Origin of the sequence: Arthrobacter sp. V1I7 (assembly GCF_030817015.1) — a bacterium.
In the GTDB taxonomy this organism is placed as follows: Bacteria; Actinomycetota; Actinomycetes; order Actinomycetales; family Micrococcaceae; genus Arthrobacter.
This window is the reverse complement of record NZ_JAUSYS010000001.1, coordinates 1,495,944-1,509,545: the sequence shown is the minus strand read 5'-3', so window position 1 is coordinate 1,509,545 and position 13,602 is coordinate 1,495,944. Positions and strand designations below refer to the sequence as shown.

Below are 13,602 nucleotides of genomic sequence, written 5' to 3'. Positions count from 1 at the left end.
GAAAGCGGCCGCATGAGGCGCTGAAGGCGCACGCCGTCGTCCGGGACAGCGTAGGTTCAGGCGTCTGCGCCGAGCCGCTGGCTGATGACGGTGGAGACGCCGTCGCCGCGCATGGTGACACCGTAGAGCGCGTCGGCGACTTCCATGGTGCGTTTCTGGTGCGTGATGACAATCAGCTGGCTGGATTCGCGCAATTCCTCGAAGATGGTGATCAGCCGGCCCAGGTTGGTGTCGTCCAGGGCGGCCTCCACCTCATCCATGACATAGAACGGTGAGGGCCGGGCCTTGAAGATCGCCACGAGCAGGGCCACGGCTGTCAGCGACCGTTCACCGCCGGAAAGCAGCGAGAGCCGCTTGATCTTCTTGCCGGCCGGTCGGGCCTCTACCTCGATGCCCGTGGTGAGCATGTCCGACGGGTCGGTGAGGACCAGCCGTCCCTCGCCGCCGGGGAACAGCCGGGCGAAAACGCGGACAAACTGCGCCGAGGTGTCCGCGAACGCTTCGGCAAAGACCTTCTGGACGCGGTCGTCGACCTCCTTGATGATGTCCAGCAGATCCTTGCGGCTGGACTTGAGGTCCTCCAGCTGGGTGCTCAGGAACTGGTGGCGTTCCTCCAGGGCGGCGAACTCCTCCAGGGCCAGGGGATTGACGCGGCCCAGGGCGGAGAGGTCACGTTCGGCCCGCTTGAGCCTTTTCTCCTGCTCGTCCCGGACGAAGGGTTTGCCGTCGACGATTTCGCGGCCTTCCTCATCCACCGGGGCGCGCAGGGCGGCCCATTTGTCCGCGGATTCCCCCGCGGGCAGGGGCACGGGCCGGTCCGGGCCGTAGTCGGCCACGAGCTGGTCCGCGGTGAGCCCCAGTTCCTGCACGCTCCTGAGTTCGAGGGCCTCGATCCGGAGCCGCTGCTGCGCACGGGCCAGTTCGTCGCGGTGCACGGAGTCCGTCAGTTCCGCCAGCTCGCGGGCCAGGGCATCGTTGCCGGTGCGGACCTCGGCTAGTTCACGGTCCATCTGTTCGCGCCGTTCTTCAGCGTTGTCGCGTTCCTGGCTTGCGAGCTCGACCGATACGTCGATGTAGCCGATCACCTGCTCCACCGCGGCGGAGACGGCAGCAGCGCGCTGGGCCTGGAGCCGGCGTCGTCGGGCGCGTTCCGCGGCGTCCTCGCGGGCGCGGCGTTCGGTGGCGGCGGCACGTTCGAGCGCGGCCGCCCGGTTGCGGGTGGCGGTGAACTGTTCCTCGCCGCTGCGCAGGGCGAGCCGCGCCTCCATTTCGGCGTTGCGGGCCAGCGAAGCGGCCAGCGCCAGGGCATCGCGCTGCTCCGCGGAGGGTTCCTCCTCGGCGGGCGCCTCCTGCGCGGCGGCCAGCCTGGCTGCCACGGCTTCGAGGGCCTCCTGTTCGCCGGCGATGTTCGCCTCGGCCCTGGCCAGGGACGCGGTCAGCCGTTCGCTTTCGCCGACGGCGCTGCGCAGCACGGAATTGAGGTGACCCAGCCGCTCGGCCACGGCCGCGAGCCGGGCGTCCGAGTCGTGGAGTTTCTCCAGGGCGGCGTCGGCGCGGTCCTGCGCCTCGGCCTTCCTGGCCTGCGCGGCGGACAGCGCGAAGCGGTTCCGCTCCAGCGCGGCGGTCACCGTGGCCAGCTGTGCGGCGGCGTCGTCGACGGCGGCCTGGACCTCGAGCAGGGACGGTGCCTTGGCGGATCCGCCGCTGACCGTCACGGCGGTGATGACGTCCCCGGACCTGGTGACGGCCGTCAGCCCGGGCCGCTCCGTGACCAGTTGCGCGGCGGCGGCGAGATCGTCAACGACGGCGATGCCGGCCAGCAGGGCGGAGAGCGGCAGGGCGGAGAGCGGCAGCCCGGACGCTGCCTCCGGGGATGCGGCGGTGACCAGGCCGGACGCCCAGCGCGCCCCGGCCGGCAAGGCGGCGCCGGCTTGTGTGACGTCCGCCAAGCCGGCGTCCGCCGGTGCGGCGTCCGCCTTCGCTGCGCCGGGACGGCCGCGGGTCTCCGGTGGCCCGGCGAGCAGCAGCGAGGCGCGGCCGGCGTCGTCGTCCTTCAGCCGCTGGACCGCGGCGGCGGCGGCCTCCGCGTCCTGCACCACGACGGCGTCCGAGGACGCGCCGAGCGCGGCGGCGATGGCGGCCTCGAAGCCGTTCTCCACCGTGATCATTCCGGCCAGCGCTCCGAGGACGCCGGGCAGCCCGGCGCCGAGCACATGGCCGGTGCCGTCCTTGCGGTTCAGGCCGAGCTGCAGGGCATCGCGGCGCGCCACCAGCGCACCGCGTTCCCGTTCACCCTCGCGCCCGGCCGCCTTCAGCGCGTCGATTTCCACGGTGGCGGCGTCGAGGGCCGCACTGGCATCCTCGTAGTCGGCGTCGAGGGTCTCCTCGCCGTCCTCCACCCCGGCCACCTGGGATTCCAGGGCGGTGAATTCGCTCTGGGCGTGCCGGCGGCGCTCCTCCCCTGCCTTCTGCGATTCGCGGAGCCGGCCGAGTTCCGCCTGCGCGGACTCGACGCGGGAGCGTGCGGCGCCGACCTGGCCGGCGAGTTTCGCCAGGCCCTCCCGCCGGTCAGCGGCTGCACGGAGCAGTGCCGCGAGCCGCCTGTCCTCGGCGGCGGCCGCGTTCTCCGCCTCCTGCTTGGCGGCGGCAGCGGCGCCGAGCGCTTCGCGCCGGTCCAGGATCTGCTGCTCCAGCGCGGCTTGTTCCTCGCGGACCCGGGCGGCCTGCCGGTCCAGCTGATCCGGGTCCCGTCCGGTGTCCGGAACGGCGTCTGCGGCTCCCAGCAGGCGGCGGCGTTCCTCGGCAAGGGACCCGAGGGACCGCAGCCGTTCCCGTCCGGCCGAGAGCTGGTACCAGTTGTCCCGGGCGGCGTTCAGCGTCGGGGTCGCCTCGGCGGCGAGCCGCTCCAGGCCGGCCTGGCGCTGCCGGCCATGTTCGAGCCCGTGTTCGACGACGGCGCGGCGCGCCTTGAGGGCTGATTCGTCCGCGACGTCCTGCGCCAGCGCGGACTGCAGCTGGACGAGATCGTCGGCGAGGAGGCGGGAGCGGGCATCGCGGACTTCGAACTGGACGGTCTGCGCACGCCGGGCCACCGCCGCCTGCTTGCCCAGCGGGGTCAGCTGCCGCCGGATTTCACCGGTGAGGTCGCTCAGCCGCTGCAGGTTGGCCTGCATGGCTTCGAGCTTGCGGACCGTTTTTTCCTTCCGGCGCCGGTGCTTGAGGATGCCCGCGGCCTCTTCGATGAAGCCGCGCCGGTCCTCAGGCGTGGCATGCAGGACCTTGTCCAGCTGCCCCTGCCCCACGATGACGTGCATTTCCCGGCCCAGGCCGGAGTCGGAGAGGAGCTCCTGGATGTCCAGCAGCCGGCAGCCGGCCCCGTTGATGGCGTACTCCGAGCCGCCGGTCCGGAACAGGGTGCGGGAGATCGTGACTTCGCTGTAGTCGATCGGCAGGGCGCCGTCGCTGTTGTCGATGGTCAAGGAAACGTGGGCGCGGCCCAGCGGCGGGCGCCCGGAGGTCCCGGCGAAGATGACGTCTTCCATCTTGCCGCCGCGGAGCGTCTTGGCCCCTTGCTCCCCCATCACCCAGGCCAGGGCGTCCACGACGTTGGACTTCCCCGAACCGTTGGGGCCGACCACGGCGGTGACGCCTGGCTCGAATTCGAAAGTCGTCGCCGAAGCGAAAGACTTGAATCCCCGGACGGTCAGGCTTTTGAGGTGCAAGTGCTTCGGAACTCCTTCAGGAACGGCGGCTGCGTGCCGTGGATCTACGTGCTCAATCTACCGCGTGGGCCAGGGAAATCCGCGGATTTGCGGGCCGCGGGGCCAGGCCTGGCGGCCCGCCTACCAGCGGCCGTTGCGGGGCCTGGGCTGGCAGACGGGGCAGGTGTAGGAGGACCGGTTCATGAACTGTTCGCGCTTGAGCAGGCTCACCAGGCCGGCGGCCGCACAGCGTTTGCATTCCTGCCCCACGCGCCCGTAGGCGTTGAGGGACCTGTCGAAGTAGCCCGAGGCGCCGTTGACGTTGAGGTAAAGCGAATCGAAGCTTGTTCCGCCGGCGGCCAGGGCATCCGTCATGACCTCGCGGGCGGCGTCCAGCAGCCGCGCGGCGTCCGACCGGCGCAGGGTGTCGGTGGGGCGGGCGTAATGCAGCCGGGCCCTCCAGAGGGACTCGTCCGCATAGATATTGCCGATTCCCGAGACGAGCCCCTGGTCCAGCACAGCGCGCTTGAGGCCGGTCTTCCGGGCCCTGAGCCGGCGGTAGAACTCCTCGAAGGAGAAGTAAGGGTCCAGCGGGTCGCGGGCGATGTGGGCGGCTTCCTCGGCGATCAGCGGGAGCGGGGTTTCCGCGAGTCCGCCGGGGCCGCCGTCGGCCGTGGCGATGAGCGAGGTGAGGAACAGCCCGCCGAAAATGCGCTGGTCCACGAAGCGGAGCTCCTCCGGCATGCCCTCGGCCGGGCTCAGGCGCAACCGCACCTTCAGGTGCTTTTCGTCCGGAACGCCGCCGTCCTGCATCAGCAGCTGCCCGGACATGCCCAGATGGGCCATCAGTGCCACACCGGGCCCGGTCGGGACGGCCAGCCCGGCTGCTGTAGGTCCGGCCGCGGCGGTGCCGTGAGGAGTATCGGTGAGCGGCATCCACAGGAACTTCCCGCGGCGCACCACATCCAGCACCCGGGCACCTTCGAGGTTGCCGGCGAAGTCCTCGGGACCGAGCGCGTGCCGGCGGACGGAGCGCGGATCCACCACGTCAACGGAGGTGATGGTCCGGCCCCGGACCCAGCTCACGAGGCCGCGGCGGACAACTTCAACCTCGGGCAGTTCAGGCACGGCAGGTGCCCTAGCTGCCGGTCTGGTTCTGCAGCAGCTGCGGTTCCGACGGCGTTCCGGGAGCGGGCTGCGTGGGGGCGGAAAGCCGGCGCCATGCGTCCGCGGCCGCTTCCTGCTCGGCTTCCTTTTTGGAATTGCCGGAGCCGGTGCCGTAGTCGTTGCCGCCGATCCGCAGCACGGCCTCGAACGTCCGCGCATGGTCCGGCCCGGAGCCCTCCACCGCGTAGTTGATGGTCCCGAGCTGGCGGCTGGCCGCGAGCTCCTGGATGCTGGTCTTCCAGTCGGTGCCGGCGCCGAGCGCGGCAGCGTCCTTCAGCAGCGGACCGATCAGGCGCATCACCAGCTGGCGTGCCGTTTCGATGTCGTTGGAGACGTACGTGGCGCCTATCAGTGCCTCCACGGTGTCCGCAAGGATGGAGGCCTTGTTCTTGCCTTCGGTGAGCTTTTCGCCCTGTCCGAGGTAGATGTAGTCACCGAGGCCGATGCTCCGGCCGATGCCGGCGAGGGCCCGGGTGCTGACGACGGCGGAGCGGCGCTTGGCCAGGTCCCCTTCGGGCAGCGTGGGGTTGTCCCGGTACAGCGCATCGGTGACGGAGAAGCCCAGGATGGAGTCACCCAGGAACTCGAGCCGTTCGTTGGTGGGAATGCCGCCGTTTTCGTAGGCGTAGGAACGGTGTGTGAGCGCAAGACGAAGCGTCCCGGCGTCAATAGTGACACCGAGACGCTTCAGAAGCTCTTCAGTTGAAGACATCTTATTCAGCCAGTTGGCGGATTAGACGTCTGCGACCTTGCGGCCCTTGTATTCAAGGAACAGCGCGGTGCCAGCCGAGTCGGTAACGACCTTTGCCTGGTGCGGCAGGCTGTAGGTGACCTGGCCGTTCTCGACAGTCTTCACCAGGTGGGGGGCAGTTGCCTTCCACTGGGAGCGGCGGGCGCGGGTATTCGAGCGAGACATTTTCCGCTTCGGGACAGCCACGGCTAACTCATTTCTCTCTAGAAAAACACTTACAAATCAGTTTTGCCGGTCAGGCTTAGCCAAGTCAGCTAGGGCAGCCCAGCGAGGATCAACGACCTCGTGGTGATGCCCCGGCTCGTCTTCCAGGCGTACTCCGCATTCGGAGCAAAGGCCCTGGCAGTCTTCCCGGCACACCGGCTGGAACGGCAGCATGGTTACAACTGCGTCCCGCAACACCGGCTCAAGATCGATCAGATCGTGCTCGACTCGACGTTGCTCTTCTTCGTCTTCTTCGTCGGAGAATTCAGCATCCTCGTAGAAGAAAAGTTCTTGCACATTGACCTCGAGGTCATACGCAAGGGGATCCAGGCATCGGCCGCATTCGCCAGTTACTTCGACGTTTGCGGTTCCTGATACCAGAATTCCTTCGTGTACGGCCTCCAGCCGCAGGTCCAGCCCGACATCCGAGCCTTCCTGCACGCCAATGAGCGCCACACCAAGATCACCTGGTGCGGGTACATGTTCCGTCAGCGTCCGCATGCTTCCCGGACTGCGTCCGAGGTCCTTGACGTCGAACGCCAAGGGCGAACTAGCATCTCGTTTAATGAGAACTCCTGTTGAACATATGACCGACGTACTATCTTAGCCTGATCTGCCGGACGGACTCAAACCGGTGGACAGGTCTCCGGTTCGCACCGCAGGCCAGCCCCGGTGAGGGCCGCGCAACCGGCAGCAGGCCGCCGAGTACCGATCCAGCTTACCCCTTACGCCCCTGATCCTGGACAGGCTCGCCCCCGTGCAGCCGTTTCAGCACCGAACGGGGCACGAACTCCGAAACATTGCCGCCGAGGGTGAAGACTTCCTTGATCAGGGTGGACGACAGGTGCAGGTAATGCGCTTCGGCCGGAAGGAACACCGTTTCGACGCCGGTGAGTTGCCGGTTCATGGTGGCCATCGGCAGCTCGTAGTCAAAGTCCGAGGAGGAGCGCAGACCCTTCACGATGGCGGACACGCCCCGCTGCCGGCAGTACTCGGCCAGCAGGCCCTCGCCCACGGGCTCCACCACGATGCCCTGGAGGGAGGCGAGGGTCTCCCTGGCCATCTCGATCCGCTCGTCCAGGCTGAAGCGGTACTTCTTCGCGTAGTTCGTGGAGACCGCCACGATGACCTCGTCAAAGAGGCCGGAGGCTCTGGCAATGACTTCCAGGTGTCCATTGTGGATGGGGTCGAAGGAGCCCGGGCATACGGCGCGTCTCATGCTCCGAACCTACCGTATCCGCGCCGCGGTGCGGGATACCATGACTGAATGTCAGCAACTCACCAGCAGCTCCCGTGGCAGCGGGCTGCCACCGGCGCCAACCTGCTCTCCGCCCAGGGCACCCTGGGCGTCACGATTTTCGAGGAAATGACCACCCTGGCCCTGCAAACCGGCGCCATCAACCTGGGACAGGGTTTCCCGGACGAGGACGGGCCGGCGGAGATCAAGGCCGCCGCCCAGGCCGCGATCGCCGCGGGCTACAACCAGTACGCACCGGGCAAGGGCATCATTGAGCTCCGCGATGCGATCTCCCTCCACCAGGAACGGTTCTACGGCCTGACCCCGGACCCGCAGACCGAAATCATCGTCACAACCGGCGCCACCGAGGCCATTGCCGCCGCGCTGCTCGCCCTCGTGGGCCCCGGCGACGAGGTCCTCACCTTCGAGCCGTTCTACGATTCCTACGGTGCCATCATCGGGCTCTCCGGCGCCCGCCACGTCACCGCCCCGCTGCTGGCGCCGGATTTCATGCCGGACCTGGATGCACTCGAGGCGGCGTTCAACAACCGCACCAAGGTGGTGCTGGTCAACAACCCGCACAACCCGACCGGAGCCGTGTTCCCCCGCGAGGTGCTGGAGCGCGTCGTCGAGCTGGCCACAAAATACGACGCCGTCATCGTCACCGACGAGGTCTACGAGCACCTCACCTTCGGCGTCCGCCACATCCCGATCGCCACACTGCCCGGCGCGGCCGAGCGCACGCTCACCATTTCCTCGGCCGGAAAGACGTTCTCCTTCACCGGCTGGAAGATCGGCTGGCTGAGCGGCCCGGAGCACCTTGTCGCTGCCGCCCGGACGGTCAAGCAGTTCCTCAGCTACAGCTCGGGAACACCGTTCCAGGGTGCCATCGCCGTGGGCCTCGGCCTGCCGGACGAGTTCTACGCCGGGATCGCCGACACCCTCCAGCTCAAGCGGGACATTCTCAGCGCGGGCCTCCGCGCGGCCGGACTGGACGTCTTCACCCCGCAGGGGACGTACTTCGTCAATGTGGACACCGCGCCGCTGGGCATCTCCGACGCGGTGGACCTGGCCCGCCGGCTGCCGGCGCTCGTCGGCGTCGCAGCCATCCCGGTTCCGGTCTTCTGCCACCCGGAAGGGGCCGAGCGCACGCGCAGCCTGCTGCGGTTCGCGTTCTGCAAACGGATCGACGTCCTGCAGGAGGCCGCCGAGCGGATCGCAACGCTGCGGGACAGGCTCTAGGGTGGCCGATACACCGGCTGCGGTCTCGCGCTTCCTGCGGACCACCGGCCAGCACGCCACGATCGAGCCCGATGAATTCACCGAGGGCGGCTTCGTGCTCAGCATCGGCGGCGCCGAGCAGTCCCACGTGAACCTCGCGGACCCCTCGGACATTTTCTATGAATACCTGCGCCGGATCGGGCACGTCGTGGACCTCGCGGCGCCGTGGGGTGAACCCGTCACCGCCCTCCACCTCGGCGCCGGGGCGCTCACGCTGGCCCGCTACGTCCAGGCGACCCGGCCCGGCTCCGAGCAGTACGCCGTGGAGCTGGAGCGTGAGCTGCTGGACTTCGTGCTGGACCGGCTCCCCCTGCCCGACGGGACCCGGCTGCACACGCTGATCGGCGACGCCCGGGATGCCCTGGCCGGGTTGCCTCCGCAGCTGCGCTTCGACGTCGTGATCCTGGACATCTTCTCCGGCCCCGAGGCGCCGGTGCATCTTGCCTGCACCGAGTTCTACCGGGAGGCCGCGGCGACGCTGACCCCGCGCGGGGTGCTGATCGTCAATGTGGGCGATGAGCCCGGGCTGACCCTGGTCCGGAGCCAGGTGGCGGCGCTGCGCCGGGCGATGGCGGACGTGTCGGCGTTCGCGGAGTCCGGCATGTTCAGCGGCCGGTATCCCGGCAACATCATCCTGACCGGGACGCAGGGGCCATGGCCGGAGGCGTGGACCGCGGCGCTCACCGCCCGCGGTCCCCACCCGGCCAAAGTGCTCGTCGGCGTCGGCCTGGACGAGCTCTCGGATTAGCTTCCGTTCTCCGGCTGCTCGCCCGGGAGGACATGTCCAGTCTTCGCGCCCGGGACCGGACATAACCGGAATATGTCCATCCGCCGACCCCGGCGCGGGACATGTCCAGGGTCCGGGCGGCAGGCCCGGACCAGTGGCACGCCCAGACCAGTGGCACGCCCGGTTCCAGGGCACCGGGAGGACATGCCCAGTCTTCGCGCCCGGGACCGGACATAACCGGAATATGTCCATCCGCCGACCCCAGCGCGGGGCATGTCCAGGCCCCGCCGGCAGGCCCGGACCAGTGGCACGTCCGGTTCCAGGGCCCCGGGAGGAGATGTCCACTCCTCGCGCCCGGGACCGGACATAACCGGAATATGTCCATCCGCCGACCCCAGCGCGGGGCATGTCCGGGCTCCGCCGACCCCGGCGCGGAGCATGTCCGGGCTCCGCCGACCCGGACTCCGGCGGCACGTGCGGTGGCTCCCCCGGGGAACCGGGCTACTCCCCGTCCTCGAGCGCTTCGGCCACGTCTGCTTCCGGGACTTCCGGCACGCCCGGTTCGGCGAACCAGAGCCGGGTCTCGCCGTACTTCCGCTCCGCGAACCGCTCCATTCCCTCCGGCCACCCCGGTTCGGGGGTCCGAGACGAGCGTTCCACGACGACGACGGCGCCCTCCGCGAGGTGCGGTGCGAGTTTGGCCAGCACCTCGGCCAGCGCCGGTTCCTCCAGCGGGTAGGGCGGGTCGAGGAAGACGAGGTCCCAGCGGGCGTCGTCCGCGGTCCGGTCCAGGAACGACTCGACCTTGGAGCGGTGCACGGAGACGACCTTGCGGCGCGCGACCGTGTTGACGAGGTCCGCGTTGCGCTGGCAGACCTCACTGGCCCTGGCATCGAACTCCACGAGGTCCACCGTTTCGGCGCCGCGGCTGGCACTTTCCACGCCCAGCGAACCGGAGCCGGCGTAAAGGTCCAGGACGCGGGCATCCGCCACGACCTCGAAGGCATCCAGGCGGGAAAAGAGTGCTTCCTTGACGCGGTCCGTAGTGGGCCGCGTGAGCGATCCGGGGACGCTGACCAGCGGCATGCCGCCCGCGGCGCCGGCGATGATGCGGCTCATCGCCGCGCCCCAGTGGATGCGTGGATTCTGTTAGCCGCGTTCAAGGAACGCCTCCTTTTCGGGGTTGAGGTAGTCGTCGATCGCCCCGGCGAGCTCCGGGTGGGCCGCGAGCGACGGGTCGGCCGCCACAATCCGCTGCGCGTCCTGCCGCGCCCGGGCGATGATGTCCTCGTGTTCGAGCACCCGCAGGAGCTTTAGCGTGGACCGGCCGCCCGACTGGGAGGCCCCCAGGATGTCGCCCTCGCGGCGCAGCTTGAGGTCCTCCTGGGAGAGTTCGAACCCGTCGGTCGTGGCAGCGACGGCCTCCAGCCGCCGGCGGCTGGGATGGCCGGGCTCCAGCGTGGTGACGAGCAGGCAGGTCCCGGGCAGGCCGCCGCGGCCCACCCGGCCGCGGAGCTGGTGCAGCTGGGAAATGCCGAATCTGTCCGCGTCGAGGATCACCATGAGCGTGGCGTTGTGCACGTCGACTCCGACCTCGATCACGGTGGTGGAGACCAGCAGCTTGGTCTCGTTGGCGGTGAACGATGCCATCGTCCCGGACTTGAGCACCGGGTCCTGGCGGCCGTGCAACGGCGCGAGCGGAACCCCCGCCAGCGCCGGCTCGTCCCGGAGCTGCTCGACGACTCCGGTCACCGAGGCCAGCTCACGGGAGCCGTTGTCCCCCTCGAGGTCGGCGGCGGACGGTTCGGCTTCGCCGGGACTGAAGTCGCCGTCGTCGTCGGTGCCGATCCTGGGGCAGACGACATAGACCTGGTGGCCGGCGTCGATCTCCTCCCGGGAGCGGGACCAGATGCGCCCGGCCCAGCCGGGGTTTTCCGCGAGCCCGACGACGTGCGTGGTGATCGGCGCCCGACCCGCCGGGAGCTCATCCAGGACGGAGGTTTCGAGGTCGCCGAACACCGTCATGGCCACGGTCCGCGGGATCGGGGTGGCGGTCATAACCAGCAGGTGCGGAGGCTTGCTGGCCTTGGACCGCAGCAGGTCGCGTTGTTCCACGCCGAAGCGGTGCTGCTCGTCCACCACGATCAGGCCCAGGTCATAGAAGGAGACGTTCTCGCTCAGCAGGGCGTGGGTGCCGATCACGATCCCGGCCGTTCCGGAGGCGGCGTCGAGCAGGGCCTGCTTCCGCGCCGCGGTGGGCATGGACCCGGTCAGCAGCGTGACCTGCACGGCGTCGGAGCCGAAGCCGCCGAGCAGGCCGTCCCGGGACAGCGGGCCGAGCGTGCGGCGGATCGATTCGAAGTGCTGCGCGGCGAGGACCTCGGTCGGGGCCAGCAGGGCGGCCTGTCCGCCGGCGTCGACCACCTGCAGCATGGCGCGCAGGGCCACGATCGTCTTTCCGGAACCCACCTCACCCTGCAGCAGCCGGTTCATCGGCGAGTCCTGGGCCAGCTCCTCGGCAAGGGTCTTGCCGACGGCGGACTGGCCGGCGGTCAGCGTGAACGGCAGCTGGCGGTCGAAGGCGGGCAGCAGGCCGCCCGGGGCGGGGCGGCGGGCGGTGGCTTCCTCGGCGGCGAGCTGCGCGCGGCGCCGGGCCAGGGCGGACTGGAGCACCAGGGCTTCCTGGTAGCGGAACCGGTCGCGGGCGCGCTGCCAGTCCGGGTGCGTCTGCGGGGCATGGATGAGCCGGTAGGCGTCCGCGACGGGCAGGAATTTCCCCCGGGCGGCAATCTCCGCGGGCAGCGGGTCCGTCAGGTTCTCCAGCTCGGCGGTGTCCAGGAGGGTGGCAATGACCTTCTGGATGGACCAGCTGGTCAGCCGGGCGGTGGCCGGATACACCGGGATGGGCATGGCCGCGCGCTTTTCCGGATCCATCCCGGGGATATCGGGGTCCTCGTCGAGCAGCTGGAAATCCGGGTTGGTCAGCCCGAGCGAGCCGCCGTAGCGCGTGACCTTGCCCGAAAACATGGCCCGTCGGCCCGGCTGGAGCTCGGCCTTGGCCCGGAAGCCGTTGAAGAAGCTCACCTTGAGGGTGCCCGGCAGGCGGGCGCCCGGGGACCGCACGGCACCGCCGGCGGCACCGGCTCCCCCTGCGTCGTCGGAGATCACGACCTCGGTCAGGGAACCGCGGCGCGTCCGCATGGACCGGGTGCTGCTGGAGAGCACCCGAGCGATGAGCGTCACTTCCTCGTCCAGCGGGACTTCACTGATCGGGGTCAGCTCGCCGCGGTTGAGGTAGCGGCGCGGGAAATAGTTCAGGAGACCGCCGACGGTGGTGATGCCCAGGTGTTTCTCGATGACCGCCGCGGAGCGCTTGCCGATCCGGCGCTCGAGCCCCAGGTCCAGTTCAGCGTTCATGTCCGGCGGGGTCCAGGGGTTCGGATCCGGTGCTGTCACGTCCGCGCCCGCCGGCGGCGGTATCCAGGACCTCAAATTCACGCGGCACGGCGAGCTCGCTGACGGACAGGTCCGAAGGGTCGCCGAGTGAACGGATCAGCGCCACGGCCGGCTCGGCGTCGGGAACGTGGAGGTGGACCCGCCAGCGGTACTGCCCGGACCCGTCGGCCGCACGGTCGACCTGGCTCATGATGACGGAGTCGCCCAATTCATCGAGCCGCTGGCGCATCATGGCGGCATCCAGCGGGGAGAGTGAGATGGTGCACATCACTTCCACGCCCTCGTCCCGGGGCATCCCGGCGTGGATGTGCGGGTCCTGGACGTCGTAGCCGTGCAGGCCGTCGAGGAGTTCGCTCTGCAGTTCCTCGCCCAGGACGGCGGACCGCAGGCAGTCCAGGATCAACAGCATCCCGACCCCGCCGGCGTCCACCACATGGGCGGCGTGCAGGGCGTCGAGCTGGTCCTCGGTCCGCACCACCGCGGCCAGGGCCGCTTCGACGGCCGCGTCCAGTGCCAGCCCCAGGGTGTGGTTGCTGTCGTCGCCGTCGTGGGCGGAGTCCACGGCGGCGGCGGCGCGGGCGGCTGCTTCCATGACGGACAGCATGGTTCCCGGCACGGGGTCGCTCAGTGCGGACCACGCCCTGATCTGGGCCCGGTTGAGGGCTGCGGCCAGCAGCGGCCCGCTGAGCCGGGTGTGGCCAGACAGAGGCTCAGCGGCGGCGCAGAGGAAAACAGCGAACAGGGTCCCGGAGTTGCCGCGCGCGTGCTCCATGGCGGCCTGGCCGGCCTGGGCCAGCACCGCGCCGACGTCGTTCTGGGCCGGGCCGGTCCCGGCGATGCGCTGGGCCGGGTCCGCGCTGACCAGCGGCATGGAGGCGGTGTGCGTGCCCTCCGGGCCTGAGCCCGCGGCTGCATCCGCGGCTTGCACGGCGTGCGCCGCCGCCCTGGCCGTCAGGTAAAGGTTGGTGCCCGTGTCGCCGTCGGCGACCGGGAAGATGTTGATGGCGTTCAGGCGGTCGCTGTGGTTCCCTAGCGTTGTTTCTGCCTTGCCCAACCACCGCTTCATCGCTTGCGCGTT

Annotated in this window: 11 protein-coding genes; 2 read left to right on the top strand and 9 right to left on the bottom strand. The window is 69.7% G+C overall.

The features are described from left to right. Positions 1-56: 56 nt before the first annotated feature. The 6 genes from smc to coaD form a co-directional block, all read right to left on the bottom strand. The gene (gene smc, locus QFZ69_RS07045) at positions 57-3,722 is read right to left on the bottom strand and encodes a chromosome segregation protein SMC (protein ID WP_306916658.1); all 3,666 of its coding nucleotides are present in this window, start codon (positions 3,720-3,722) and stop codon (positions 57-59) included. A 120-nt stretch (positions 3,723-3,842) separates the two neighbouring features. After that, entirely contained in the window at positions 3,843-4,829 is a 987-nt protein-coding gene (gene mutM / locus QFZ69_RS07040; protein ID WP_306916656.1) for a bifunctional DNA-formamidopyrimidine glycosylase/DNA-(apurinic or apyrimidinic site) lyase, read from the bottom strand. Between the two features lie 10 nt (positions 4,830-4,839). Beyond that, positions 4,840-5,580, bottom strand: coding sequence for a ribonuclease III (gene rnc, locus QFZ69_RS07035; protein ID WP_306916655.1), 741 nt, complete (start codon positions 5,578-5,580; stop codon positions 4,840-4,842). Positions 5,581-5,601: 21 nt separating this feature from the next. Further along, entirely contained in the window at positions 5,602-5,805 is a 204-nt protein-coding gene (rpmF, locus tag QFZ69_RS07030) for a 50S ribosomal protein L32 (protein WP_009356569.1), read from the bottom strand. A gap of 36 nt (positions 5,806-5,841) precedes the next feature. After that, positions 5,842-6,366, bottom strand: a complete 525-nt coding sequence (locus QFZ69_RS07025) for a DUF177 domain-containing protein (protein WP_264354273.1) — start codon at positions 6,364-6,366, stop codon at positions 5,842-5,844. A 175-nt stretch (positions 6,367-6,541) separates the two neighbouring features. After that, on the bottom strand, positions 6,542-7,042 hold the full coding sequence (coaD, locus tag QFZ69_RS07020; RefSeq protein WP_306916653.1) for a pantetheine-phosphate adenylyltransferase: 501 nt from the start codon (positions 7,040-7,042) through the stop codon (positions 6,542-6,544). Between the two features lie 48 nt (positions 7,043-7,090). On the opposite strand from coaD, the gene QFZ69_RS07015 reads away from it, so the two are divergent. After that, a complete protein-coding gene (locus tag QFZ69_RS07015; RefSeq protein WP_306916651.1) occupies positions 7,091-8,302 on the top strand; it encodes an aminotransferase class I/II-fold pyridoxal phosphate-dependent enzyme in 1,212 nt (403 codons plus the stop codon). A 1-nt stretch (position 8,303) separates the two neighbouring features. Then, positions 8,304-9,089, top strand: coding sequence for a spermidine synthase (locus QFZ69_RS07010; protein ID WP_306916649.1), 786 nt, complete (start codon positions 8,304-8,306; stop codon positions 9,087-9,089). Between the two features lie 480 nt (positions 9,090-9,569). Here QFZ69_RS07010 and rsmD read toward each other — a convergent pair whose 3' ends face one another. The 3 genes from rsmD to QFZ69_RS06995 are packed head-to-tail and all read right to left on the bottom strand — an operon-like array spanning position 9,570 to position 13,590. Continuing rightward, positions 9,570-10,187 (bottom strand): 16S rRNA (guanine(966)-N(2))-methyltransferase RsmD, encoded by a 618-nt coding sequence (gene rsmD, locus QFZ69_RS07005; protein ID WP_306916648.1) that lies wholly within the window; start codon positions 10,185-10,187, stop codon positions 9,570-9,572. 30 nt (positions 10,188-10,217) lie between these two features. Beyond that, the gene (locus QFZ69_RS07000) at positions 10,218-12,485 is read right to left on the bottom strand and encodes an ATP-dependent DNA helicase RecG (RefSeq protein WP_306916646.1); all 2,268 of its coding nucleotides are present in this window, start codon (positions 12,483-12,485) and stop codon (positions 10,218-10,220) included. Further along, positions 12,475-13,590: a DAK2 domain-containing protein gene (locus QFZ69_RS06995; RefSeq protein ID WP_306916644.1), complete on the bottom strand. Its 1,116-nt coding sequence runs from the start codon at positions 13,588-13,590 to the stop codon at positions 12,475-12,477. Before QFZ69_RS06995 ends, QFZ69_RS07000 begins: the two co-directional genes overlap by 11 nt. Positions 13,591-13,602: the final 12 nt, after the last annotated feature.